Source organism: Actinokineospora sp. (assembly GCF_052390155.1).
Taxonomy (GTDB): Bacteria; Actinomycetota; Actinomycetes; order Mycobacteriales; family Pseudonocardiaceae; genus Actinokineospora.
In genome coordinates, this window is sequence record NZ_JBQTHF010000006.1 from 29,477 (window position 1) to 53,371 (window position 23,895).

Here is a 23,895-nt window from a genome sequence, read left to right on the forward strand (position 1 = left end):
GCCGCTTGGCGGCCTGTCCACAGGGGCCCGGACAACAGGGATCGGATACCGGGATCAGATGAGGTCGAGCGGGTCGAGTCGCACGCGCAACGGGTCGGGCTCTTTGCGGGCGGTGCGCGCCCGCTGCGCCGTCGCCAGCGCCTCGGCCAGCGCGCGGCCGTGCGCCCGGTCGACGCGCACGAGGATCCGCTCGCGGGCGACCTGGCCGTCGGCGTCCGGCTCGCCCAGCGGGACGGGGCCCAGCACCTCACCGGTGGGCGGGAGCGGGAGATCGTGGAGCAGGCGGGCCACCGCGCTGGGGGTGCCGTCGACCGACGCCATTCGCACGGCGGGCGGGAAGCCCAACTCGGCGCGCCCGCTCAGCTCCAGCCGGGCGTGCCACACCGGGTCCCACCGGACGAGCGCCTGCACGGTCGGGGCGGCCGACTCGGCCATCACGACCACGCGCCCGCCGTCGCCCGCGGGCCGGACCAGCGCGGCGGCGGTCATCCAGCGGCGCAGGGTCTCCTCGGTGGCGCGCAGGTCGGCGCGGCCGAGCAGGGCCCAGCCGTCGAGCAGCAGCGCGGCGCCGTAGCCGCCCGCGGCGACCGGCTCGGCGCCGGGAGTGGCCACGACCAGCGCGGCCGTGTCCGTGACCGCGGCCAGCACCTCGCTGGCGCCGGACGTGCGCACGGGCACCCCGGCGAACGCGCGGCCCAGCTCCTCGGCCGTGCGCTTCGCGCCGATGACGACCGCGCGCAGCCGCCGCGACCCGCAGCTCGGGCAGCGGAAGTTGGCGTCGGCGGCGGCGCACCACCGGCACGCGGGCGGGCGCGACTCCCCCGCGGGAAGGTGCAGGGGGCCCGCGCAGCGCCTGCAACGCGCGGGTGTGCGGCATTCCTGGCAGGTCAGCGCGGGGACGTAGCCGCGGCGGGGCACCTGGACCAGCACGGGGCGCCCGGCGGCCAGCGCGGTGCGGGCGGCGTCGAAGGCGACCGTCGGGACGCGGGCGGTGCGGGCGGCCGGGTCGCGGGCCAGCTGGGTGTCGTGCTCGCCGATCGCGGTGACGCGGGGCGCGGCGGCGCGGACCCGGTCGCGGGTGGCGACGATCTCCGGCGCCCAGCCCGAGTCGACCAGGAGTTGGGCCTCCGCGGTGCGCGCGAAGCCCGCCACCAGCACGCTCGCGCCACTGAGCCTGCCGCGCTGGATCAGCACGTCCCGCACGTGCGGGTAGGGCGAACGGGGGTCGGCGTGCTGGTCGTCGCCGTCGTCCCAGACCACGACCACGCCGGGGTCGGCGACCGGGGCGTACGCACAGGCCCGGGTGCCGACCACGATCCGCGCGACGCCCCGGCGCACGGCGAGCCAGCTCCGGTAGCGCTTGGCCGGGCCGAGATCGGCGGACAGCGCGACGACGGCATCCGGGCCCGCGAGCGCGACGCACGCGGCGTGCAGGCGCGCGATGTCGCGGTGGTCGGGCACGACCAGCACGGCGCCCCGGCCGCTCGCCGCGGCAGTGCAGGCGACCTCGGCGAGCCGGGCGGGCCAGTCCTCGCCGGGCAGCGCCTGCCACACCGCGTGCGCCTGCCGCCCGGCGCGCACGGCGTCGAGGAACGCGGTGCCGCGCGGGTACTCGGCCCAGCCTGCCGCGACCGGCGGCGGGACGGCCACGGGCTCCCCCGCGGGCTCGGCCTCGACCCTGCCGTGGCGCGGCGGGACGGCCAGCCGCAGGACGTCGATCATGGTGCCGCCGTAGCGGTCGGCGACCGCGCGGCACAGCCTGGCCACCTCGGGCGCGAGCACCGGCTCGGCGGAAACCACCCGATCGAGGAACTGCAGCGTGCCCTGGTGGTCGGACTCGGCGACCCGGTCGATCAGGTAGCCGTCGACGAGCTGGCTCGCGAACCGGACCCGGATGCGGCAGCCGGACACGGCGTCGGCGTCGAGTTTCGCGGGCACGAGGTAGTCGTAGGTGCGGTCGAGGTGGGCGAGCGGCACGTCGACGTACACGCGCGCCACCGGCAGTTCGGTCGCGGGCGCCTGCCTGCCCTTGGCGGGTGGGGCGACCTTGACCGGTGCCGCGACCTCGACCTGGAACAGCGCGTCGGGGTCAGGGGTGGCCATACGCAGTGGTCTACCAGACCGGGCCGACCGAACAGCACCGACCGCTCACCCGTCGTCGTCCAGGTACGCGGCGTACATCGCGGCGACCTCCGCCCGGTCGTGCGGCGCGGACTCCTCGCGGATGCGCCGGTTGAGCCCGGCCGGGTAGCCGTGCTTGACCAGCCTGCGCTCGGCGGCGTCCTCCAGGAACGACAGCGAGAAGTAGAGCCCGGTGACGTAGGCGAGCACGACCATCGACACCCGCAGCGACAGCGGGCCCGGGACCAGCAGCAACAGCCACCACGGCAGGAACTGGACCATGACGCGGGCGAAGTGCCGCAGCACCCAGGTGCCCGCGGTGAGGTCCCACAGCACCCAGTGCCGGTAGGCCGCGGGCAGCGTGCCGCCGACGGCGTACCAGAGCCACCGCAGCGGTCCGGGACGCACGACAACCATGCTAGGCCCGCCACCGAACCCCGGTGGCGGCCCGTACGCTCAGGCTCCCGCGGCGCGCTTGAGGTCGTCGGCGCGGTCGGTGTTCTCCCACGGCAGGTCCAGGTCCGGGCGGCCGAAGTGGCCGTACGCGGCGGTCTGGGCGTAGATCGGGCGCAGCAGGTCCAGGTCGCGGATGATCGCGGCCGGGCGCAGGTCGAACACCTCGCGGATGGCCGCCTCGATCCGAACCGGGTCGGCGTTCTCGGTGCCGAAGGTCTCCACGAACAGCCCGACCGGCGCCGCCTTGCCGATCGCGTAGGCGACCTGCACCTCGATGCGCGAGGCGAGCCCGGCCGCGACGGCGTTCTTCGCGACCCAGCGCATCGCATACGCCGCCGAGCGGTCCACCTTCGACGGGTCCTTGCCGGAGAACGCGCCGCCGCCGTGGCGGGCCATGCCGCCATAGGTGTCCACGATGATCTTGCGGCCGGTCAGGCCCGCGTCGCCCATCGGGCCGCCGATGACGAACCGGCCGGTCGGGTTGACCAGCAGCCGCACGTCGCTGGTGTCCAGCTCCAGGTTGCCGAGTTCGGGCAGCACGACCTGCTCGCGCACGTCGACGCCGAGCAGCTTCTCCAGGTCGATCCCGTCGGCGTGCTGGCTGGAGACCACCACGGTGTCCAGGCGCACGGCCTTGTCGCCCACGTACTCGATGGTGACCTGGGTCTTGCCGTCCGGGCGCAGGTAGGGCAGCACGCCGTCCTTGCGGACCTTGGTCAGCCGCCGCGCCAGCCGGTGCGCGAGCGCGATCGGCAGCGGCATCAGCTCGGGGGTGTCGGTGCAGGCGTAGCCGAACATCAGGCCCTGGTCGCCCGCGCCCTGGCGGTCGATCTCGTCGTCCGCGCTCTCCACCCGCGACTCGTAGGCGGTGTCGACGCCCTGGGCGATGTCGGGCGACTGCGCGCCCAACGCCACGTTGACGCCGCACGAGTTGCCGTCGAAGCCCTTGGCCGAGGAGTCGTAGCCGATGCCGAGGATGACCTCGCGCACGATGCTCGGGATGTCGGCGTACGCCTCGGTGGTCACCTCGCCCGCCACGTGCACCTGACCGGTGGTGACCAGGGTCTCGACCGCGACCCGCGAGCGCGGGTCCTTGGCGAGCAGGGCGTCCAGGACCGCGTCGCTGATGGCGTCGCAGATCTTGTCCGGGTGGCCTTCGGTGACCGACTCAGAGGTGAAGAGCCGGCGGCTGCCTGTCTGACTCACGAGTACCCCACTCATCCGCAGGTGCTTCCGGTATCACTCTAACGAGTGGTCTCCGCGCGCCGCGAACGATTGAGCAAGATCGCGACAGCGTCCCATACCTCGGTGGCCATTTGTGCCTTCGAGCCGAGTGCGATAGACCGCTCGCCGCCGTCCGCGGTGAGCAGCCAGCCCGCATTGTCCTCCATCTCGAACGCCTTGCCCTCGCCGACCGCGTTGACCACGAGCAGGTCGCAGCCCTTGCGGGCGAGTTTGGCGCGCGCGTGGTCGAGCACGTCGGCACCGGTGTCGCCGGTCTCGGCCGCGAAGCCCACGATGACTTGTTCGGAGCCGGGGGCCCTACGGCGTGCCTCGACCAGCTCGGCGAGCACGTCGGCGGTGCGGGTGAGCACGATCGGATCGGGCTCCCGGTCGGTCTTCTTGATCTTGAACTCGGCTGTGCCCACCGGCCGGAAGTCGGCCACGGCGGCGGCCATCACCACGACGTCGGCATCGGCGGCGCTCTTGTGCACGGCGTCGCGCAGCTCCGCGGCGGTGCCGACCTTGACCACCTCGACCCCGGCGGGCTCGGGCAGCGACACGGTGTGCGCGGAGACGAGGATCACGCGCGCGCCGCGCTGCACGGCGGTGCGCGCGAGCGCGTAGCCCTGCTTGCCGGAGGAGCGGTTGCCCAGGTAGCGCACCGGGTCGAGCGGTTCCCTGGTGCCGCCCGCGGACACCACGACCCGCACGCCGTCCAGGTCGCGGGGCAGCGCGTCGGGCCGGTGCAGCAGCAGCCGGGCCAGGTCGACGATCTCGGCGGGCTCGGCGAGCCTGCCCTTGCCGGTGTCGGCGCCGGTCAGCCGCCCGCGCGCGGGCTCGCCCACGACCACGCCGCGCCCGCGCAGGGTGGCGACGTTGGCCTGGGTGGCCGGGTGCTCCCACATCTCGGTGTGCATGGCCGGGGCCATCAGCACCGGGCAGCGCGCGGTGAGCAGGGTGTTGGTGAGCAGGTCGTCGGCCAAGCCGTGCGCGGCCTTGGCCAGCAGATCGGCGGTGGCCGGGACCACCAGGACCAGATCGGCCTGCTGTCCGAGGCGCACGTGCGGCACCTCGGGCACGTCGGCGAAGACCCCGGTGTGCACCTGCTGCCCGGACAGCGCCTCGAAGGTCGCCGCCCCGACGAAGCGCAGGGCTGCTTCGGTGGGTACCACGCGCACCTCGTGGCCGGACTCGGTCAGGCGGCGCAGTACCTCGCACGCCTTGTAGGCGGCGATGCCGCCGCCCACCCCGAGTACGACCCGAGGGCGCGAGGTCACTCGCCCTCGGTGTGTTCGAGCAGGCCGGAGTGGATCTCGCGCAGGGCGATGGACAGCGGCTTCTCGCGTGGGCCGGGCTCGACGAGCGGGCCAACGTACTCCAGCAGACCCTCGCCGAGCTGGGCGTAGTAGTCGTTGATCTGGCGGGCACGCTTGGCGGCGTAGATCACCAGCGCGTACTTCGAGCTGACCTTTTCGAGCAGGTCGTCGATCGGGGGGTTGGTGATGCCTTCGAGGGTGTTCGACGGCTCGCCCAGGGCGCCCAGCTCGGTGGGGGTGATCACTCGCAACGCTCCAGCGCTAGTCAGACATGTCGGTGAGTACCCAGGTTAGCAACTCGGCCGCGGCGGTCCGCACATCGGCGTTCACCACGACCACGTCGAACTCCGCCTCGGCGGCGAGTTCGTCCTTCGCGACGGCCAGCCTACGGGCCACCAGGGCGTCGTCCTCGGTGCCGCGGCCGGTCAGCCGGGACACCAGCGCCTCCCACGACGGCGGCACCAGCATGACGAGCTGGGCCGCGGGCATCGCGCGGCGCACCTGGCGGGCGCCCTGCAGTTCGATCTCCAGCACGGCGGGGTGGCCCGCGGCGAGCGCGGCCTCGACCGGAGCGCGCGGGGTGCCGTAGTGGTTGCCCGCGTACTCGGCGTGCTCCAGCAGCTCGCCCTCGGCCGCCATCCGGTCGAACTCGGCCCGGTCGACGAACCGGTAGTGCGCGCCGTCGACCTCGCCCGGCCGCGGCGGCCGGGTGGTGACCGAGACGCTGAAGTAGACCGCCGGGTGCAGCCTGCGCAGTTCGGCGACCACGCTGGACTTGCCGACCCCGGACGGGCCCGACACGACAGTGAGCCGGGGCCGGGCAGCGACGCCCGACCCCGGCTCACGGCCGGTCAAACGGTCATTCACTCGCCGCTGAACTCGGCGAGCAGCGCCTTGCGCTGCCGGTCGCCGAGACCGCGGAGCCGCCTGCTCGGGGCGATCTCCAAGCGCTCGATGATCTGCTGGGCACGCACCTTGCCGACGCCCGGCAGGGCCTCAAGCAGCGCGGTGACCTTCATCTTGCCCAGAACCTCGTCGTTGTCGGACTGGGTCAGCACCTCCTTGAGGGTGGTGCCGCCTCGCTTCAGGCGCTCCTTGAGCTCGGCTCGGACGCGACGGGCGGCAGCCGCCTTCTCCAGCGCTGCGGCCCGCTGCTCCTCGGTCAGCTGGGGAAGGGCCACGATTTCCTCCGTGGGGGTGGGGTTCGGTGGATCGGTGCCGCGACGTTACCGACCCCTGGCCTGCGAAGACAACGCGGGGCCACTCAGTGCGGACGGTGACGGGTTCGCTAAAGTTGATCAACGATCGGTGACCATACGGCTGTGACCTGCGACAACTTTGCCGATCATGCCTCGTTCGGCCAGGTGACACTGCGCGATCGAGTGCCCACGCGGCGCGAAAATGTCATGTCCGCCACTCCCCGTGTCGCACTGCCTGCACCCGCCCCCGGACGTGCGGAAACCCGGAAATGCCCGAAATCGGACACCGCAGGGGTCAGCGAGCCGCCGCCAGGCTGTCGCGGACCCGCAGCGCGGACCCGCGCAGCGCCTCGGGGTTCGGGCCGTGCGCCAACACGTCGCGCGAACTGGTCGGCAGGACGTGGCGCAGGCTCGGGCCGAACACGCGCGCGAGGTCGGCCGGGCCCGCGCCCTGCGCGCCCAGCCCGGGGGCCAGGATCGGCCCGTTGAGCCGAGACAGGTCCAGGCCGCTGTCGCCGATCGTGGCGCCGACCACGAGACCGACCCCGCCGAGCGGCGTGGCGCCGCTGTTGCAGGCCGCGGCCTCGTCCACCAGGGTCTGGGCCACGGTGCGGCCGTGTTCGTCCACAGCGCGCTGCACGGCGGCGCCCTCCTTGTTCGACGTCATGGCCAGCACGAACACCCCGCAGCCGGTGCGCGCCGCCTCGTCGAGGGCGGGCGCGAGCGAGCCGAAGCCGAGGTACGGCGAGAGCGTCACCGCGTCCGCCGCGAGCGGCGAGCCCTCCCCCAGGTACGCCTGCGCGTAGGCGGCCATGGTGGAGCCGATGTCGCCCCGCTTGACGTCGAGCAGCACGAGCGCGCCCGCGGCCCGCGCCTCGGCGATCACCCGTTCCAGCACGGCGATCCCCCGCGAGCCGTACGCCTCGAAGAACGCCGACTGCGGCTTGAGCACCGCGATGTCGCCCGCCAGTGCCTCGACGCAGGTCAGCGCGAACCGCTCCAGCCCGGCCGCGTCCCGGGGCAGTCCCCACGCGTCGAGCAGGCCGGGATGCGGGTCGATGCCGACGCAGAGCGGTCCGCGCGCGGCCACCGACTCGGTGAGACGCGCGCCGAACGGCGCCCTCACCGCCCGGCCTCCGCCGCCGCGTCGGCCCGCATGGTGGCCTGCAGGGCCTGCAGCGGCTGCACGCCGATGTCGTCGCGAATGAGCGCCTCGATGCCGTGCACCGCCGCCGCGGCACCCTGGATCGTGGTGATGCACGGGATGTCGCGCGACACCGCGGCCGTGCGGATCTCGTAGCCGTCGACCCGCGGCCCGGGGTTGCCGTACGGGGTGTTGATCACCATCTCGACCTCGCCCGCGCGGATCAGGTCCACGATGTTGTGCTCGCCCTCGAAGTGCTTGCGCACCACCGTGCACGGAATTCCGTTGCGGCGCAGCACTTCCGCGGTGCCGGAGGTGGCCAGCACCTCGAAGCCCAGGTCGGCGAGGCGCTTGACCGGGAACACCATGGCGCGCTTGTCGCGGTTGGCGACCGACACGAACACCCGGCCCGTGGTGGGCAGCGAGCCGTACGACGCCGTCTGCGACTTGGCGAACGCCTTGCCGAAGGAGGTGTCGATGCCCATCACCTCGCCGGTGGACTTCATCTCCGGCCCGAGCAGCGAGTCGACCCCGTGTCCCTCCGGCGTGCGGAACCGGTGGAACGGCAGTACGGCCTCCTTGACCGCGACCGGCGAGCCCGCGGGCAGTTCCGCGCCGTCGCCGCGCGCGAGCAGCATGCCCTCGGCGCGGAGCTGCGCGATGGTGGCGCCGAGCATGATCCGGGCCGCCGCCTTGGCCAGCGGCGCGGCCGTGGCCTTGGACACGAACGGCACCGTGCGACTGGCCCGCGGGTTCGCCTCCAGCACGTAGAGCACGTCGTCCTTGAGCGCGTACTGCACGTTGAGCAGGCCGAGCACGCCGACGCCCTTGGCGATCGCCTCGGTGGAGCGGCGCACGGCCTCCAGGTCGGTGCGGCCCAGCGTGATCGGCGGCAGCGCGCAGGAGGAGTCCCCGGAGTGGATGCCCGCCTCCTCGATGTGCTCCATGACGCCGCCGAGGTAGACCTCCTCGCCGTCGCACAGCGCGTCGACGTCGATCTCGATGGCGTCGTCGAGGAACCGGTCGACCAGCACCGGGTGCTCCGGGCTGACCTCGGTGGCCCGGTCGATGTAGCCCGCGAGGGACTCCTCGTCGTAGACGATCTCCATGCCGCGACCACCGAGCACATAGGACGGGCGGACGAGCACGGGGTAGCCGATCTCGTCGGCGATGCGCTTGGCGCCCGCGAACGAGGTGGCCGTGCCGTACCTCGGCGCGGGCAGCCCGGCCGTGGTCAGCACGTCGCCGAACGAGCCGCGGTCCTCGGCGAGGTGGATCGCCTCCGGCGGGGTGCCCACGATCGGCACGCCCGCGTCGGCGAGCCGCTGCGCCAGGCCGAGCGGGGTCTGCCCGCCGAGCTGCACGATGACGCCCGCGACGGTGCCCGACGCCCGTTCGGAGTGCACCACCTCCAGCACGTCCTCGAAGGTGAGCGGCTCGAAGTAGAGCCGGTCGGAGGTGTCGTAGTCGGTCGACACGGTCTCCGGGTTACAGTTGATCATGACCGTCTCGAAGCCCGCCTCCCGCAGCGCCATCGCCGCGTGTACGCAGGAGTAGTCGAACTCGATGCCCTGGCCGATCCGGTTCGGGCCGGAGCCCAGGATCAGCACCTTCGGCTTCTCCCGCTGCGGGCGCACCTCGGTCTCGGCGTCGGGGTCGAGCTCGTAGGTGGAGTAGTGGTACGGGGTGTCCGCGGCGAACTCGGCGGCGCAGGTGTCGACGGTCTTGAACACCGGCCGCACGCCGAGCCGGTGGCGCAGCGTGCGCACGCCGTCCTCGCCCGCCAACTCCGGGCGCAGCGCGGCCACCTGCCGGTCGGAGAACCCCGCGCGCTTGGCCCGGCGCAGCAGCGGCTCGTCGAGCACGGGGGCGTCGGCCACCTCGTGCCGCAACTCGATCAGCGAGGCGATCTGGTCGATGAACCACGGGTCGATGCCGGATGCCTCGCGCACCCGCTCGACGCTCGCGCCAAGGCGCAGGGCCCGCTCGACGGTGTAGAGCCTGCCGTCGTGCGGCACCCGCAGAGCGTCCACAATGGACTCGACGGTCATCGCAGCCGGGTCGGGCCGGGTCCAGAACCCGGCCTCCTTGGTCTCCATCGACCGCAGTGCCTTGCCCAGCGCCTCCACGAAATTCCGGCCGATCGACATCGCCTCGCCGACGCTCTTCATCGTCGTGGTGAGCGTCGGGTCGGCGCCGGGGAACTTCTCGAAGGCGAACCGCGGCACCTTCACCACCACGTAGTCCAGCGTCGGCTCGAACGACGCGGGCGTCTCGCCGGTGATGTCGTTGGTGATCTCGTCGAGGGTGTAGCCGATGGCCAGCAGCGCCGCGATCTTGGCGATCGGGAAGCCGGTGGCCTTCGAGGCGAGCGCGCTGGAGCGCGACACCCGCGGGTTCATCTCGATCACGACCATCCGGACGGTGTCCTGGTTGACGGCGAACTGGATGTTGCAGCCGCCGGTGTCCACCCCGACCGCGCGCAGCACGTCGATGCCCACATCGCGCATGTGTTGGAACTCGCGGTCGGTCAACGTCATCGCCGGGGCGACGGTCACCGAGTCGCCGGTGTGCACGCCCATCGGGTCGATGTTCTCGATGGAGCAGATGACCACGACGTTGTCGCGCCGGTCGCGCATCAGCTCCAGCTCGTACTCCTTCCAGCCGAGCACGCTCTCCTCGATGAGCACCTCGGTGACCGGGCTCTCGGCCAGCCCGGCCGCGGCGAGCCGGTCGAGCTGCGCGGACGTGTGCGCCATCCCGGACCCGAGCCCGCCCATGGTGAACGAGGGCCGGATGACCACCGGCAGCCCCAACTCGGCGACCGTGTCGCGCACCTCGGCCATCGAGTGGCACACCCGGCTGCGCGGGGTCTCGGCGCCGATCTCGGCCACGATGTCCTTGAACTTCTGCCGGTCCTCGCCGCGCTGGATGGCCTCGATGTCGGCGCCGATCAGCTCCACGCCGTACTTGGCCAGCACGCCGCGCTCGTGCAGCGCGACGGCGGTGTTGAGCGCGGTCTGCCCGCCGAGGGTGGCCAAAATCGAATCGACGGGCCACCCCGCGTCTCTCTCGGCGGCGATCACCTTCTCCACGAAGTCCGCGGTGATCGGCTCGATGTAGGTGGCGTCGGCGAACTCCGGGTCGGTCATGATCGTCGCCGGGTTGGAGTTGACCAGGCTGACCCGCAGGCCCTCGGCGCGCAGCACCCGGCACGCCTGGGTGCCGGAGTAGTCGAACTCGCACGCCTGGCCGATGACGATCGGGCCGGACCCGATCACCAGCACGTGCGCGATGTCGTCGCGTTTGGGCATCAGCGGCCACCGTCTCTGTCATGCGGGACACCCGCACCCGGTCGGTGAGTCCGCGGGGGAACAGCATCCCGCGAACTCTCCGCCATCAGGGTCACGAACTCGTCGAACAACGTCGCCGCGTCGTGCGGACCGGCGGCGGCCTCGGGGTGGTACTGCACGGAGAACGCGGGCACGTCGAGCGCGCGCACGCCCTCCACGCAGCCGTCGTTGGGGCAGTAGTGGCTGACCGTGGCCGCGCCGAACGGGGTGTCGAACCGCTCCCCCGGCTCGCCCTCCAGCGCGAACCCGTGGTTCTGCGCGGTGATCGCGACCGCCCCGGTGGCCACGTCGATCACCGGGATGTTGACGCCCCGGTGGCCGTAGCGCAGCTTGTAGGTGCCCCGGCCCAGCGCGCGCCCGAGGATCTGGTTGCCGAAGCAGATGCCGAACAGCGGGATCCGCCGCTCCAGCACCGCCTTGGTCAGCCCGACCGCGTGGTCGGCGGTCGCCGGGTCGCCCGGGCCGTTGGACAGGAACACCCCGTCGGCCTCGACCGCGAGCAGGTCGTCCAAGGTGCTGGTCGAGGGCAGCACGTGCGTCTCGATGCCGCGCGCGGCCAGCATCCGCGGGGTGTTGGACTTGATGCCCAGGTCGAGCGCGGCGACCCGGAAGCGGCGCTCCCCCACCGCCGGGACGACGTAGGTCGCCGCGGTGGTGACCTGGCCCGCGAGGTCGGCGCCGAGCATCTTCGGGCTCTCCAGGACGCGCACGACCATCGCGTCGGTGTCGGCTATCGCATCGCCGGAGAACACCCCGGCCCGCATGGCGCCGCGCTCGCGGATGTGCCTGGTCAGCGAGCGGGTGTCGACCCCGCTGATACCGACCACGCCCTGCGCGACCAGCGCGTCGTCCAGGCTGCCGGTCGCCCGCCAGTTGGACACGATGCGCGCCGGGTCGCGCACGACGTAGCCCGAGACCCAGATCCGGTCCGACTCGTCGTCCTCGTCGTTCCAGCCGGTGTTGCCGATCTGCGGGGCCGTGGCCACCACGATCTGCCGGTGGTAGGACGGGTCGGTCAGGGTCTCCTGGTAGCCGGTCATGGCGGTGCAGAACACCACCTCGCCGAAGCTCGACCCGGTGGCGCCGAACGCCTCGCCGCGGAGGACGCGGCCGTCCTCCAGGACCAGCGCCGCGGCTGTGCGGGTACTCGTCTTACTCACCGTCATCTACCTCCGGCGTGTCGTGCGGACCGAGGGCGCGCAAGGCGGGCACCCACGACGCGTAGTCGTCTTTGTCGTCGGCTCGGAAGCCGGTGTCGAACTGGTTGTCCGCGACCCGCCAGCGCACCACGAGCAGGCCGTCTCGGCCCATCACCTTCCCGGCGATCCCGGCCTCGGTGCGGGCGTCCACAACGGACTCGGCGGGAATCCAGACCGCGCTCGCCCCGGTGCGGTCGATGAGCAGGCCGGTCGGCAGCAGGTGCGCGGTGGCGTCGGCGCGGAATCCGACGTCGCCGACGGCCACCCGGTCCTGCCAGCTCGCGTCGGTGACGGTGCTGGCGTAGACGCCGGTGCTCGGCGGGAGCGTCGTGTCGGCGGTTCCCGCGCGGACGGTGTCGAGCAGGCCATCGGGCACCGCGGGGAAGGCGGGCAGCACCGCGGCCTGGCGGCGGGCCCGGTTGCGGTAGCCCCACCACATCGCCGCCACCAGCAGCAGGAACACCGCCAGCACGGCGAACGTCAGCAAGAGTCGGCTCACGCGGTCGCCTTCCCGTCCCGCGCGGTGACCTTGCCGCGCAGCAGGGTGGCCACCACGGTGCCGGGCAGCTCCATACCCTCGTACGGGGTGTTGGCCGCGATGCTGGCCAGCTCGGCGCCGCGCACGGTCCAGCGGCCCACCGGGTCGACCAGGGTCAGCGTCGCGGGCTCGCCGACCGCGATCGGGCGGCCCTGGTCGGGCAGGCGCGCGATCTCGGCGGGCCGCTCGCTCATCACCCGCGCCACCCCGCGCCAGTCGAGCAGACCGGGGTTCACCAGGGTGTGCACCACGATCGGCAGCGCGGTCTGCAGGCCGAGCATGCCGGGCCGCGCGGCGGACCACTCGCAGTCCTTGTCCTGCGCGGCGTGCGGGGCGTGGTCGGTGGCCACACAGTCCAGCACCCCCTCGGCGAGCGCGGCCCGCAGCGCCCGTGCGTCGGCGGCGGTGCGCAGCGGCGGGTTGACCTTGTTCACCGGGTCGTAGGTGCGCAGGCGTTCGTCGTCGAGCAGCAGGTGGTGCGGGGTGACCTCGGCGGACACCCGCGTACCGCGACTCTTGGCCCACCGCAACACCTCGGCGGTGCCCTCGGTGGACACGTGGCACACGTGCAGGCGGGCGCCGACGTGCAGGGCGAGCAGGCAGTCGCGGGCCACGATCGACTCCTCGGCCACCGCGGGCCAGCCCGCCAACCCGAGCCGCGCTGCCAGCTCGCCCTCGTGCGCCTGTGCGCCCGAGGTCAGCCGGGGTTCCTCAGCGTGCTGCGCGACGACCACGTCGAGCGCCCGGGTGTACTCCAGGGCGCGGCGCATGATCAGCGGATCGGCGACGCACAGGCCGTCGTCGGAGAACAGCCGGACCTGGGCGGCCGAGTTCGCCATCGTGCCCAACTCGGCCAGCTTCTCGCCCTTGAGGCCGACCGTGACCGCGCCGACCGGGTGCACGTCGACCAGGCCGACCTCCCGGCCCCGCCGCCACACGTGCTCCACGATCACCGCGTTGTCGGCGACCGGATCGGTGTTGGCCATGGCGAACACGGCCGTGTAGCCGCCCAGCGCGGCGGCGCGGGAACCGGTCTCGATGGTCTCGGTGTCCTCGCGCCCCGGCTCGCGCAGGTGGGTGTGCAGATCCACGAACCCGGGCAGCGCCACGAGCCCGCCCGCGTCGATGACCTCGGCGTCGGCGGCGGCTACCGAGGACGCGATGGCCACGATCACCCCGTCGCGCACCAGCAGGTCGACCGGATCGCCCTCCCCGTAAGGCCGGGCCCCCTTGACGAGCACCGTGCTCATGAACCGTCTTCCTCTCCGGCCAGCAGGTGGTACAGCACGGCCATCCGCACGTGCACCCCGTTGGCGACCTGGTCGGTGATCGCGGCCCGCGGCGACTCGGCGACCGCGGCGGCGATCTCCATCCCGCGCAGCATCGGACCGGGGTGCAGCACGACCGCGTGCGCGGGCAGCATCCGCGCCCGCGCCTCGCTGAGCCCGTAGGCGATCGCGTACTCGCGGGCGGACGGGAAGAAACCGCTGAAAGGGCCTCCAGCGCCGGCAGGCCCGGCCAAGCGCTCCGCCTGCACGCGAAGCATCATCACGGCGTCGAGCGTCGGCAACTCGGCGTCGAGTTCGTCGCTCACCCGCAGCGACCCCGCCGCGCCGACCGGCCAGTGACCCACCCGGGTGGGCAGCAGGGTCGGCGGCGCGACCAGCACCACCTCGGCGCCGAGCGCGGTGAGCAGGTGCACGTTCGAGCGGGCGACCCGGCTGTGCAGCACGTCACCGACGATGCCGATCCGCCTGCCTGCCACGCCGCCGAGCCGGTCGCGCAGGGTCGCCGCGTCGAGCAGCGCCTGGGTGGGGTGCTCGTGGGTGCCGTCGCCCGCGTTGATCACGCTGGTGCCCACCTCGGAGAGCCAGCCCGCGAGCCGGTGCGCGGCCCCGGAGGCAGGGTGCCGCACGATGACGCAGTCGGCGCCCGCGGCGGCCAGGGTGAGCGCGGTGTCGCGCAGGGACTCGCCCTTGCCGACCGACGACCCGCTCGCCGAGACGTTCACCACATCGGCGCTCATCCACTTGCCCGCGATCTCGAAGGAGACCCGGGTGCGGGTGGAGTTCTCGTAGAACATGGTGATCACCGTGCGGCCGCGCAAGGTCGGGAGCTTGCGCACCTCACGGCCGAGCAGTGTCCTCTTCAGACCGTCGGCGGTGTCCAGAATGGCCAGTGCGGTCGCCGGGTCGAGCCCGTCGGTGCCGAGCAGGTGCCTCATGTGGACGCCTCGTCCCGGCGCAGCAGCACGGCATCGCGGCCGTCGGTCTCGGTGAACAGGACGTTGACCTCCTCGGAGCGCGCGGTGGGCACGTTCTTGCCCACGTAGTCGGCGCGGATGGGCAGTTCCCGGTGTCCCCGGTCGACCAGCACGGCGAGTTGGACCGCGCGCGGGCGGCCCGCGTCGCGCAGCGCGTCGAGCGCGGCGCGGATGGTGCGGCCGGAGAACAGCACGTCGTCGACCAGGATGACCAGCGCGTCGTCGACACCGCCCGCGGGCAGCGCGGTCGAGCCGAGCGGGCGGGTGGGCTTGCGGCGCAGGTCATCGCGGTAGAGCGTGACGTCGAGGGTGCCGGTCGGGACCTGGATGTCGCTGAACTCGGCGATCTTCGCGGCGAGCCGGGCGGCGAGCGGGGCCCCCCGAGTGGGGATGCCCAGCAACACGACCGGGCCAATGCCGGACGCGCCGAGCGAGGTCTTCTCGATGACCTGATGGGCCATTCGGGCGATGGTGCGCGCGACGTCACCGGCCGACAACAGCTCACGCTGTCCGGCCGAATCCGGCGCGCCACGGGGTCGCGGCGCCACGGGTGGACTCCTTCCCCGCCTCACTGGACGGGTCCTTAAAGGATGTCGGTCGACCCCCTTGACCAGGGATCGGCCCGACCGTATCAGGCGCTGTCGACCCACCAACCGGGTGGTCTGCGTCGCATCGCCCAAGTGCGGCAGTCGAACCAGCTTGACCTGGTGACAACTCTGGGTAACCATTACTCTGCGTGTTGATTTGAAGCTACCCGCGGCAGTCCTTAGCGCCGACGGGGCAACCGAAACGGAGAACCGCCGCATGGGCGACTACGCCAAGGCGCTAGGGGCCAAGCTCCGCGCCATCCGCCAGCAGCAGGGGTTGTCGCTGCACGGCGTCGAGCAGAAGTCCGGTGGCCGCTGGAAGGCCGTCGTGGTCGGCTCGTACGAGCGCGGCGACCGCGCGGTCACCGTCCAGAAGCTCGCCGAGCTCGCGGACTTCTACGGCGTGCCGGTGGTGGAACTCCTGCCCGAGGGCCGGGTGCCGTCCGGTGCCGAACCCGCCACCAAGATCGTGATCAACCTGGAGCGACTCCAACAGCTCCCCGCGGAGAAGGTAGGGCCGCTGGCCAGGTACGCGGCCACCATCCAGAGCCAGCGCGGCGACTACAACGGCAAGGTGCTCTCCATCCGCACCGAGGACCTGCGCTCGCTCGCGATCATCTACGACATGACCCCCGGCGAGCTGACCGAGCAGCTCATCGACTGGGGCGTCCTGCCGCCGGAGGCCCGTCCGTCCAAAGAGGACTAGCCCGCCTCCCGGAGTTTCGGGAATGGTCACCTGCCGGGACAAGCGCAGGGTGACGGGGCACCGTGGTCGGCTGACGTCACGGTGCCCCCCAGGGTGCGGTTGAGTGGGGGTCTTACAGCGTGGCCCTTAGCCGGTCCGCGATAGTCGCGATCCGGCCGAGCACCCCGTTGACGAACCGCGGCGAGTCGTCTGTGGACAGCGACTTCGCGAGCTGGACGGCCTCGTCGATCGCGACGGCGTCCGGCACATCCGTGGCCCACAGCAGCTCGTAGAGCCCCAGGCGCAACACCGCGAGGTCGACGGCGGGCATCCGGTCCAGCGTCCAGCCCTCGGCGTGCTCGGTCAGCAGCTCATCGATCCGGTCCTGGTGCGCGCGCACACCCTCGACCAGGGTGACGGTGTAATCGTTGACTGGCGGGACGTCGGGCGACCCGACCCGGTCGGCGAGCAGCGTGACCGGATCGGCGCGCCGGACGGCGGCTTCGAACAGGAGGTCGACCGCGCGTTTGCGCGCCTTGCTGCGGGCACCCACGTCAGTTGCTGACCCGGCCGAGGTAGCGCCCGTCGCGGGTGTCGACCTTGACCTTCTCGCCCGTGGTGACGAACAGCGGAACCTGGATCTCGGCGCCGGTCTCCAGCTTCGCGGGCTTGGTGCCGCCGGTGGAGCGGTCGCCCTGCAGGCCGGGGTCGGTGTGCTCGATGACCAGCTCGACCGAGGTGGGCAGCTCGATGAACAGCGGCACCCCCTCGTGCGAGGACACGACCGCGGTGCCGTTCTCCAGCAGGAAGCGCGCCTGGTCGGCGACGACCTCGCCCGCGATGTGGATCTGGTCGTAGGTGTCGCCGTCCATGAAGACGAACTCGCTGCCGTCGGCGTAGAGGTAGGTCATCTCGCGCCGGTCGACGGTGGCGGTGTCGACCTTGACGCCCGCGTTGAAGGTCTTGTCGACGACCTTGCCCGTCATCACGTGCTTGAGCTTGGTGCGCACGAAGGCCGGGCCCTTGCCGGGCTTGACGTGCTGGAACTCGGTCACGGTCCAGAGCTGGCCGTCGAGGTTGAGCACCAGGCCGTTCTTCAGGTCGTTGGTCGAGGCCACTAGCGGGATCTCCTGTGTTGTGACGCGCGCATGGGTGATCGTCTAGACGACCATGAGCTGCTTGGTGGTCAGCGTGAGGAGTTCGGGACCTTCGTCCCGCACGACAAGCGTGTCCTCGATGCGGACACCGCCTTTGCCGGACAGGTACACACCCGGCTCGACGGTGACCGCCATGCCGGCGGAAAGTGTACCTTCACCGGTCTTGGCCAGGGCGGGCGCCTCGTGGATCTCCAGGCCGACGCCGTGCCCGAGGCCGTGCGAGAACTGCTCGCCGCGGCCCGCGCGCTCGATCACCTCGCGGGCCGCCGCGTCCACGGCGCGCACCTGGGCGCCGGGGCGCAGCGCGGCGCGGCCCGCCGCCTGCGCGGCGGCCACCAGGTCGTACAGCTCGCGCTGCCAGTCGGCGGGTTCGCCCAGCACCAGGGTGCGGGTCATGTCGGAGTGGTAGCCGTCGACCAGCGCGCCGAAGTCGAGTTTGACGAAGTCGCCCGCGCGCAGCACCGCGTCGGTCGGCCGGTGGTGCGGCACCGCGGAGTTGGCCCCCGCCGCGACGATCGACTCGAACGAACGGCCCGCCGCGCCGTGGTCGAGCATCCGGTTCTCCAGGTCCCGGGCCACCTCGCGCTCGGTGCGGCCCGCGCGCAGGCCGCCGTGCCCGATCAGGTCGGCCAGCGCGCGGTCGGCGGCGGCGCAGGCCATCCGCAGCGCCTCGATCTCGGTGTCGTCCTTGACCAGGCGCAGCCACTCGACCAGGTTGGGCGCGCGCACCAGCTCGACCGACTCGGCGGCGGCGGCCAGCGCGTCAAGGCCGTCGACACTGACGTGCTGGCTCTCGAAACCCGTGCGGCCGTAGGCGTCGCGGTCTTTGCCCGCGCGGGCGGCGAGCGCGAGGGCACTGGCCCGCTCGATGACCCGCTCCAGCTCCGGCACCTGCCGCGCGGACTGGTCCTGGTAGCGGCCGTCGGTGCAGAACACCGTGCGGTCCTCGTCTACGGCGTGCACCAGCAGCGCGCCGTTGGAACCGGTGAACCCGGTGAGGTAGCGCAGGTTGAGCAGGTCGACCACGAGCAGGGCGTCGAGGCCCTGCTCGCGGAGACGGGTGCGCAGCGCCGACCGGCGGCGGACATGAGACTCAGCCATGGCGACGAGCTTACGAGCGCCGGCTACCCTCTGGGGATGCGAACCTGGCTGGTGCGTGGCGTGGTGCTGGCTGTCGTGCACGCGATAGCGGCCGTGGTGGTGGCGGCTCTGCGGGCGGGCGACCCGACCGGGCAGGCAGGCGTCGAGGCGCTGGTGCTCGGGGTGCTCGTCGGCGTGGCGGCGGTCTGGGCCGCGGTGGACGCCTGGCGGGGCGTGGCCGACCGGGCCAGGGCGTGGGTTCTCACGGCGCTGATCGCGGGCTGGGGCGCGGGCGTGCTCAGCGTGATCGGGCGGGCGGTGTTCGTCGACCAGACAGGGACGAGCGCGCTCGGCCAGGCCCTGACCGGCGGCGCGGCGTTCACCGCGTTGCTGGTGCTGGTCCCGGCGGGCTTGGGATTGTTGGTGGGTACCAGGTTGGAGAGCCGGTCGGCCGTCCCCGCGGAACCCGAACAGTCGACGGCCGACGAGACCGCGCCCTCGCCCCGCGTGCGCCGGAGTCCGCTGATCACCCCCGCACCCGCCGTCCGGCGGCACCGGACCGGACTCACCCCGCGTCCGCGCCCCACCCCACGAGACGACTGAGGTTCGCCTCGCAGGCGTTCACCGCCGCACGATGAGGTTCGGGCCGCGGTCGTAGGCGTCCCACTGCTCCTGGGTGACCTGCGCCACTGGCGACGAGTTCACCCGCGCCACGGTCGGGTCGGGGATCGCCCACAGCCGCTTGTCGTCAAGGACGAGGCCGACGCCGAAGTCGGTGCGGATCGCCTTGGCCCCCGCGGAAAGTCGAGCGGCAACCGGTACCGCGTCGAGCGCGGGCACCCGCTGGTCCAGGACGCGGACCGCGAGCCGCTCGGCGACCGCGCGACGCTCGATCCGCACCACCTGGCCCGCGAGCACGAGATCCACCGTGCGCTGCGGCGAGGGCATGGCGAAGCCGTCGAGCGCGGGCAGGACGCGGGCCGGGTCGAGGCACGCGCCCGAACCGGTGATGTCGGCGCCGAACCGCACGAGATCGGTCGGCGCGGCGGCGGTGCGCGTCGCCCGGACCAGGTCGATGGGCACCCGGTCGCACGGATCGTCACCCGAGCGCGGCGCGTGGCCCTCGGGGTCGCGCACCAGGCCAGGCCCTTCCTGCCACGGCCCCGGGATCAGCACCGGCTTGTAGGGCGAGCTACGGAATTCCTTGTCCCAGAACGTGATCGTCGTGCCGCCGTCGGTCTCGTGGGCGATCGCGAACGCGGCGAGCGCGCCCACCCACATGAGGTCCACACTGAACGCGTCGACCACCGAGCGCAGTCGCGGGTGGGTGCCGGAGAAACGGCGGAAACCGCCCGGACTCAGGATCTCCACGCCGGTCGCGAACGTCGGATTGGGCGAGCGCAGCACGAACTGGCCCGCCCCGTTCCACCCCGCGTCGCGGCCGGTGGTGTCGGTGAACATGAGGTAGAACCAGCCGTCGAGATGCACGGCGGCGGGCTGGCCGGCGCCGTAGATGTTGTCCCGCACCCGATCGAGCGACGCGGTGACGATGGGCTTGCCGCCGTTGGCGCGAGTCCAGACCCGGCCGTCCGGGCTGGTCGCCACCCCGATCGAGTTGCCGTTGGCGTGATCGCCCGCCGCCCCGGTGTAGTAGAGGTAGTACGTGTCCGCGACCCGAATCACCGACGGGTCGCAGGTGTGCATGCCGTCGAACCCCGTGCCACTGCCGGAGAACACGGGCGTCCCAGCCGAGCCGTCGACCCCGACGAACGGCCCATCGAGCGACACCGACTCGGCGACCAGCAGGTCGTCCCCCGGCGGTGCGGCGACCCCGAGTTGGCTGCACCACCACATCCGATACCGGCCGGCGTCAGCCATCAGCGTGGGCGCGTAGTTGTAGGGCGCGTCCCCTCCACCGGCGGCGACCACACCCGCGCTCTGCCGATGCCGATCGACACCCAGCACCGGCCGTGGTCGCTCGGGCACGCCCACCGAAGCGGACGGCTCAGGGGTTACGGTGTCCCCCACATCCCCAGCGGCCGCAGTACACGCGACCAGCCCGAGAACGGCCGTGACGGCCACAACCGCCAGACCAGACCGGCTGGGCATGCTCGCGAACCTCCGGCCGTGCCACGTTCGGGGTAACACCTTCGGGTGAGGCGTTCGCCCAGTGTAGAGATCCCTGGAACCCCACTCGAACGCCTTCAGCAAGATGCCAAGCGAACTCCGCCCCGCACCTCGGGTGCAAGGAATCAGCCCGGACGCGCGGCCAGCCACCGCAGAGCCAGCGCGTACCCCTGCACACCGAGCCCAACGATGACCCCCACCGCAAGCTCCGAGATGACACTGTGGTGCCGGAACGACTCCCGTTTGTGCACATTCGAGATGTGCACCTCGACCAGCGCCCCCGTGAGCTGCGCACAAGCGTCCCGCACCGCGATGGAGTAATGCGTCCAAGCCCCCGCGTTGAGCACGACAGCCAACCCGCGCTCGGCCGCGTCATGCAGCCAGCCGAGCATCTCACCCTCGTGATCGGTCTGGCGTACGTCGACCTCGATGCCGAGGTCGCGGGCGGTGTCCTGACAGAGGCGGACCAGGTCGGCGTAGGTGGTGCGGCCGTAGATCTCGGGTTCGCGGGTGCCGAGTCGGCCGAGGTTCGGGCCGTTGAGGACCAGGATCGTCACAGCAGCACACCCCCCGGGCGGCCACTCGGTTCCGCCGCCACCGCCGAGTACGCCGCGGCCAACAGCGACGGGTCGGGACCTTCGAGCCGGGTCGGTTTGGCGAGGCCGTCGAGCACGACGAAGCGCAGCATGCCGGACTTGGTCTTCTTGTCGCCGAGCATGCTTTCGAGGAGCTGCGGCAACGCGTCGGCGTCGTAGGTCACCGGGAGGCCGATGGAGCTGAGAATCGCGCGGTGGCGGTCGGCGGTGGCGTCGTCGAGCCTGCCCGCGAGCCGGGCCAGTTCGGCGGCGAAGACCAGACCGACGCTCACGGCGGCGCCGTGGCGCCAGCGGTACCGTTCGCGCCGCTCGATGGCGTGGGCCAGGGTGTGGCCGTAGTTGAGCACCTCGCGCAGGCTCGATTCACGCAGGTCGGCGCCGACGATGTCGGCCTTGACCTGGATCTTGCGCCGCACCAGCTCGGCGAGCACGTCGCCGTCGGGGTCCAGCGCGGCCTTCGGGTCGGCCTCGATCAGGTCGAGGATCACCGGGTCGGCGATGAACCCGCCCTTGATCACCTCGGCCATCCCCGCGACAAGTTCGTTGGGCGGCAACGTGGCGAGCGTGGCGAGATCGACCAGCACGGCGGCGGGCTCATGGATGACGCCGACGAGGTTCTTGCCCGCTTCGGTATTGATGCCCGTCTTGCCCCCAACGGCGGCGTCGACCATGCCGAGCAGGGTCGTGGGCACGTTGACCAGGCGGACGCCGCGCATCCAGGTGGCGGCCACGAAGCCCGCGAGATCGGTGACCGCGCCGCCGCCGAGGGCGACGATGGTGCCCTGCCGGTCGAGGCCGATGCGACCGAGCACCTCCCAGCAGAAACTCGCCACCGACAGCGCCTTGCCGTCCTCGGCGTCGGGAATCTCGATCCGGTGCGCGTCGATCCCGGCGGCCACCAGTTCGTCGCGGGTGGCCTCAGCGGTGGCGGCCAGCGTGGGCTGGTGCACGATCGCGACCTTCGACGCCCCGCGTACAGCGTCGACCAGTTCGTCGAGCAGACCCTTGCCGATCACCACGTCGTAGGGCCGGTCGGTGGCCACCCGGATGCGCACGGGCTGCACGATCACACTCCTCGGTTCAGCGATGCCGCGCTGAGCATCCCACCACCGGATCGCCCGCCGCGAACCCAGTCCGTCGAGCGGCGACCCGCTCACGGCCTGAGTTCGCGCACCAACTGGGCGACGATGTCCTCGGGCGGACTGGTGTCCGTGGCGACCTCGATCGTGGCGACCTCGCGGTAGAGCGGAAGCCGTGCGTCGAGGAGTTCCTTGAATTTGGCGCGCGGGTTGACCCCGGCGAGCAGCGGGCGGGCCGTGGACAGCCCGGTCCGCCGGACGCCCTCGGCCATCCCCACGGCGAGGAACACGACGGTGTGCCCGGCCAGCGACGTCCGCGTCCGCGCCGACAGGATCGCGCCGCCGCCCAGTGCCAGCACGCCGTCGTGCTCGGTCAGCGCCGCGGCGACCGCCTGTTCCTCGACGGCGCGGAAGGCGGCCTCGCCGTCCTCGGTGAAGATGGCGCCGATCGCCTTGCCCGCGGCGGCCACGATGTCGGCGTCGGTGTCCCGGAAGGCGACGCCGAGCGCCGCGGCCAACGCCTCGCCGACAGTCGTCTTGCCCGCGCCGGGCGGCCCGACCACGACCGCGGTGGGGCTCACCAGCGCTTCCTCAGCGCGTCGAGGTAGCCCTCCGCGTTGCGGCGGGTCTCGGCGAGGGAGTCGCCGCCGAACTTCTCCAACGCGGCCTCGGCCAGCACCAGCGCGACCACCGATTCGAGCACCACGCCCGCCCGGGGCACCGCGCACACGTCGGACCGCTGGTGGATCGCGACCGCGGGCTCGCCGGTCACGACGTCCACAGTGGACAGTGCGCGGGGCACCGTGGAGATCGGCTTCATCGCGACCCGGGCGCGCAGCGGCTCGCCGTTGGTGATGCCGCCCTCAAGGCCACCCGCGCGGTTGGACCGTCTGCTGACGCCCGCCACCGTGCCCTCGGCGCGGTCGATCTCGTCGTGGGCCTGACTTCCCCAGCGGCGCGCGGTGGTGAAGCCGTCGCCGATCTCGACGCCCTTCATCGCCTGCACGCCCATGAGCGCCCCCGCCAGCCGCGAGTCGAGTCGCCGGTCCCAGTGCACGTGGGAGCCGAGCCCCGGCGGCAGGCCGTAGGCGATCACCTCGATCACGCCGCCCACGGTGTCGCCCGCGCGCTTGACGGCCTCGACCTCGGCCACCATGGCCTCGGTCGCCGCCGGATCGAAGGCCCGCACCGGACTCTCGTCGACCGCCGCGAGGTCACCCGGCCCGGGGGCGGGCCCTTCCGGCGCCTCGGCACCGCCGATGGACACGACATGGCTGACCACCTCGACACCGAGCAACTGGCGCAGGAAGGCCCGCGCCACCGTGCCGAGCGCGGTGCGACCCGCCGTCTCCCGGGCGCTGGCCCGCTCCAGCACCGGCCTGGCCTCGTCGAAGCCGTACTTCTGCATGCCGGGCAGGTCGGCGTGCCCTGGCCGGGGCCGGGTGAGCGGCTCGTTGCGGCTGAGCTCGGCGAGTTCGGCCGCGTCCACCGGGTCGGCGGACATGACCTTCTCCCACTTGGGCCACTCGGCGTTGTCGATGCGTACCGCGATGGGGCCTCCCTGGGTGACACCGTGCCGGACACCGCCGAGGAAGTCCGCCGCGTCGGTCTCGAAGCCCATGCGCGGGCTGCGCCCGAACCCGAGCCTGCGGCGGGCCAGCTGCTCGCCCAGGTCCGTGGTGGTGACCTCCACCCCGGCGACCATGCCTTCCAGCACGGCGACGAGTGCGGGTCCGTGTGACTCTCCAGCGGTGATCCAGCGCAGCACTGG

Annotated in this window: 24 protein-coding genes; 2 read left to right on the top strand and 22 right to left on the bottom strand. The window is 72.5% G+C overall.

Annotation, left to right across the window (positions count from 1 at the left end; translation table 11 throughout):
• Positions 1–54: 54 nt before the first annotated feature.
• The 14 genes from ACT4N7_RS02295 to pyrR all read right to left on the bottom strand — a co-directional run bounded on the left by ACT4N7_RS02295 (position 55) and on the right by pyrR (position 15,361).
• A complete protein-coding gene (locus ACT4N7_RS02295) occupies positions 55–2,103 on the bottom strand; it encodes a primosomal protein N' (protein ID WP_444826869.1) in 2,049 nt (682 codons plus the stop codon).
• Between the two features lie 45 nt (positions 2,104–2,148).
• Positions 2,149–2,529, bottom strand: coding sequence for a DUF5313 family protein (locus ACT4N7_RS02300; protein WP_444826870.1), 381 nt, complete (start codon positions 2,527–2,529; stop codon positions 2,149–2,151).
• Between the two features lie 48 nt (positions 2,530–2,577).
• Entirely contained in the window at positions 2,578–3,783 is a 1,206-nt protein-coding gene (gene metK, locus ACT4N7_RS02305; protein ID WP_444826871.1) for a methionine adenosyltransferase, read from the bottom strand.
• A 38-nt stretch (positions 3,784–3,821) separates the two neighbouring features.
• Positions 3,822–5,078, bottom strand: a complete 1,257-nt coding sequence (gene coaBC / locus ACT4N7_RS02310) for a bifunctional phosphopantothenoylcysteine decarboxylase/phosphopantothenate--cysteine ligase CoaBC (RefSeq protein ID WP_444826872.1) — start codon at positions 5,076–5,078, stop codon at positions 3,822–3,824.
• Entirely contained in the window at positions 5,075–5,362 is a 288-nt protein-coding gene (gene rpoZ / locus ACT4N7_RS02315) for a DNA-directed RNA polymerase subunit omega (RefSeq protein ID WP_444826873.1), read from the bottom strand. Before rpoZ ends, coaBC begins: the two co-directional genes overlap by 4 nt.
• A gap of 16 nt (positions 5,363–5,378) precedes the next feature.
• The gene (gene gmk / locus ACT4N7_RS02320; RefSeq protein ID WP_444826874.1) at positions 5,379–5,984 is read right to left on the bottom strand and encodes a guanylate kinase; all 606 of its coding nucleotides are present in this window, start codon (positions 5,982–5,984) and stop codon (positions 5,379–5,381) included.
• Positions 5,981–6,298: an integration host factor, actinobacterial type gene (gene mihF, locus ACT4N7_RS02325; RefSeq protein ID WP_444826875.1), complete on the bottom strand. Its 318-nt coding sequence runs from the start codon at positions 6,296–6,298 to the stop codon at positions 5,981–5,983. Before mihF ends, gmk begins: the two co-directional genes overlap by 4 nt.
• Before the next feature lie 313 nt (positions 6,299–6,611).
• Positions 6,612–7,442 carry an orotidine-5'-phosphate decarboxylase gene (gene pyrF, locus ACT4N7_RS02330; protein ID WP_444826876.1) on the bottom strand — a complete coding sequence of 277 codons (831 nt, stop codon included), beginning with the start codon at positions 7,440–7,442 and terminating at the stop codon, positions 6,612–6,614.
• The gene (gene carB / locus ACT4N7_RS02335) at positions 7,439–10,774 is read right to left on the bottom strand and encodes a carbamoyl-phosphate synthase large subunit (RefSeq protein WP_444826877.1); all 3,336 of its coding nucleotides are present in this window, start codon (positions 10,772–10,774) and stop codon (positions 7,439–7,441) included. Before carB ends, pyrF begins: the two co-directional genes overlap by 4 nt.
• A complete protein-coding gene (gene carA / locus ACT4N7_RS02340) occupies positions 10,774–11,973 on the bottom strand; it encodes a glutamine-hydrolyzing carbamoyl-phosphate synthase small subunit (protein ID WP_444826878.1) in 1,200 nt (399 codons plus the stop codon). The genes carB and carA overlap by 1 nt, the downstream gene beginning before the upstream one ends.
• Positions 11,966–12,511, bottom strand: a complete 546-nt coding sequence (locus ACT4N7_RS02345; protein ID WP_444826879.1) for a PH-like domain-containing protein — start codon at positions 12,509–12,511, stop codon at positions 11,966–11,968. The genes carA and ACT4N7_RS02345 overlap by 8 nt, the downstream gene beginning before the upstream one ends.
• Positions 12,508–13,800, bottom strand: coding sequence for a dihydroorotase (locus ACT4N7_RS02350; RefSeq protein WP_444826880.1), 1,293 nt, complete (start codon positions 13,798–13,800; stop codon positions 12,508–12,510). Before ACT4N7_RS02350 ends, ACT4N7_RS02345 begins: the two co-directional genes overlap by 4 nt.
• Positions 13,797–14,774, bottom strand: coding sequence for an aspartate carbamoyltransferase catalytic subunit (locus ACT4N7_RS02355; RefSeq protein ID WP_444826881.1), 978 nt, complete (start codon positions 14,772–14,774; stop codon positions 13,797–13,799). Before ACT4N7_RS02355 ends, ACT4N7_RS02350 begins: the two co-directional genes overlap by 4 nt.
• Positions 14,771–15,361, bottom strand: a complete 591-nt coding sequence (pyrR, locus tag ACT4N7_RS02360; protein WP_444826882.1) for a bifunctional pyr operon transcriptional regulator/uracil phosphoribosyltransferase PyrR — start codon at positions 15,359–15,361, stop codon at positions 14,771–14,773. The genes ACT4N7_RS02355 and pyrR overlap by 4 nt, the downstream gene beginning before the upstream one ends.
• Before the next feature lie 256 nt (positions 15,362–15,617).
• Here pyrR and bldD point away from each other — a divergent pair, with 256 nt between their 5' ends.
• Positions 15,618–16,106 carry a transcriptional regulator BldD gene (bldD, locus tag ACT4N7_RS02365; RefSeq protein WP_018686187.1) on the top strand — a complete coding sequence of 163 codons (489 nt, stop codon included), beginning with the start codon at positions 15,618–15,620 and terminating at the stop codon, positions 16,104–16,106.
• 112 nt (positions 16,107–16,218) lie between these two features.
• Here the strand turns inward: bldD and nusB are convergent, their stop codons facing one another.
• From nusB to ACT4N7_RS02380, 3 genes are read right to left on the bottom strand one after another with little or no spacing between them, the layout of a single operon-like run.
• The gene (gene nusB, locus ACT4N7_RS02370) at positions 16,219–16,638 is read right to left on the bottom strand and encodes a transcription antitermination factor NusB (protein ID WP_444826883.1); all 420 of its coding nucleotides are present in this window, start codon (positions 16,636–16,638) and stop codon (positions 16,219–16,221) included.
• A 1-nt stretch (position 16,639) separates the two neighbouring features.
• A complete protein-coding gene (efp, locus tag ACT4N7_RS02375) occupies positions 16,640–17,203 on the bottom strand; it encodes an elongation factor P (RefSeq protein WP_444826884.1) in 564 nt (187 codons plus the stop codon).
• A gap of 42 nt (positions 17,204–17,245) precedes the next feature.
• Positions 17,246–18,343: an aminopeptidase P family protein gene (locus ACT4N7_RS02380; protein ID WP_444826885.1), complete on the bottom strand. Its 1,098-nt coding sequence runs from the start codon at positions 18,341–18,343 to the stop codon at positions 17,246–17,248.
• Positions 18,344–18,379: 36 nt separating this feature from the next.
• Here ACT4N7_RS02380 and ACT4N7_RS02385 point away from each other — a divergent pair, with 36 nt between their 5' ends.
• Entirely contained in the window at positions 18,380–18,925 is a 546-nt protein-coding gene (locus tag ACT4N7_RS02385) for a B-4DMT family transporter (protein ID WP_444826886.1), read from the top strand.
• A gap of 18 nt (positions 18,926–18,943) precedes the next feature.
• Here ACT4N7_RS02385 and ACT4N7_RS02390 read toward each other — a convergent pair whose 3' ends face one another.
• The 5 genes from ACT4N7_RS02390 to aroC all read right to left on the bottom strand — a co-directional run bounded on the left by ACT4N7_RS02390 (position 18,944) and on the right by aroC (position 23,892).
• Positions 18,944–20,431: a beta-xylosidase gene (locus ACT4N7_RS02390; protein ID WP_444826887.1), complete on the bottom strand. Its 1,488-nt coding sequence runs from the start codon at positions 20,429–20,431 to the stop codon at positions 18,944–18,946.
• A 143-nt stretch (positions 20,432–20,574) separates the two neighbouring features.
• Complete coding sequence (gene aroQ, locus ACT4N7_RS02395) at positions 20,575–21,006, bottom strand: type II 3-dehydroquinate dehydratase (RefSeq protein ID WP_444826888.1); 432 nt, start codon at positions 21,004–21,006, stop codon at positions 20,575–20,577.
• Positions 21,003–22,112 carry a 3-dehydroquinate synthase gene (aroB, locus tag ACT4N7_RS02400; RefSeq protein ID WP_444827037.1) on the bottom strand — a complete coding sequence of 370 codons (1,110 nt, stop codon included), beginning with the start codon at positions 22,110–22,112 and terminating at the stop codon, positions 21,003–21,005. The genes aroQ and aroB overlap by 4 nt, the downstream gene beginning before the upstream one ends.
• A gap of 86 nt (positions 22,113–22,198) precedes the next feature.
• Positions 22,199–22,705, bottom strand: a complete 507-nt coding sequence (locus tag ACT4N7_RS02405) for a shikimate kinase (RefSeq protein WP_444826889.1) — start codon at positions 22,703–22,705, stop codon at positions 22,199–22,201.
• Positions 22,702–23,892 carry a chorismate synthase gene (aroC, locus tag ACT4N7_RS02410; protein WP_444826890.1) on the bottom strand — a complete coding sequence of 397 codons (1,191 nt, stop codon included), beginning with the start codon at positions 23,890–23,892 and terminating at the stop codon, positions 22,702–22,704. The genes ACT4N7_RS02405 and aroC overlap by 4 nt, the downstream gene beginning before the upstream one ends.
• Positions 23,893–23,895 lie beyond the last annotated feature (3 nt).

Bases quoted from the DNA above. Each gene is read 5' to 3' on its own strand.
- ACT4N7_RS02295 (WP_444826869.1), bottom strand. From the start codon at position 2,103: ATGGCCACCCCTGACCCCGACGCGCTGTTCCAGGTCGAGGTCGCGGCA.
- carB (WP_444826877.1), bottom strand. From the start codon at position 10,774: ATGCCCAAACGCGACGACATCGCGCACGTGCTGGTGATCGGGTCCGGC.
- ACT4N7_RS02350 (WP_444826880.1), bottom strand. From the start codon at position 13,800: ATGAGCACGGTGCTCGTCAAGGGGGCCCGGCCTTACGGGGAGGGCGAT.
- ACT4N7_RS02355 (WP_444826881.1), bottom strand. From the start codon at position 14,774: ATGAGGCACCTGCTCGGCACCGACGGGCTCGACCCGGCGACCGCACTG.
- bldD (WP_018686187.1), top strand. From the start codon at position 15,618: ATGGGCGACTACGCCAAGGCGCTAGGGGCCAAGCTCCGCGCCATCCGC.
- ACT4N7_RS02380 (WP_444826885.1), bottom strand. From the start codon at position 18,343: ATGGCTGAGTCTCATGTCCGCCGCCGGTCGGCGCTGCGCACCCGTCTC.
- ACT4N7_RS02385 (WP_444826886.1), top strand. From the start codon at position 18,380: ATGCGAACCTGGCTGGTGCGTGGCGTGGTGCTGGCTGTCGTGCACGCG.
- ACT4N7_RS02390 (WP_444826887.1), bottom strand. From the start codon at position 20,431: ATGCCCAGCCGGTCTGGTCTGGCGGTTGTGGCCGTCACGGCCGTTCTC.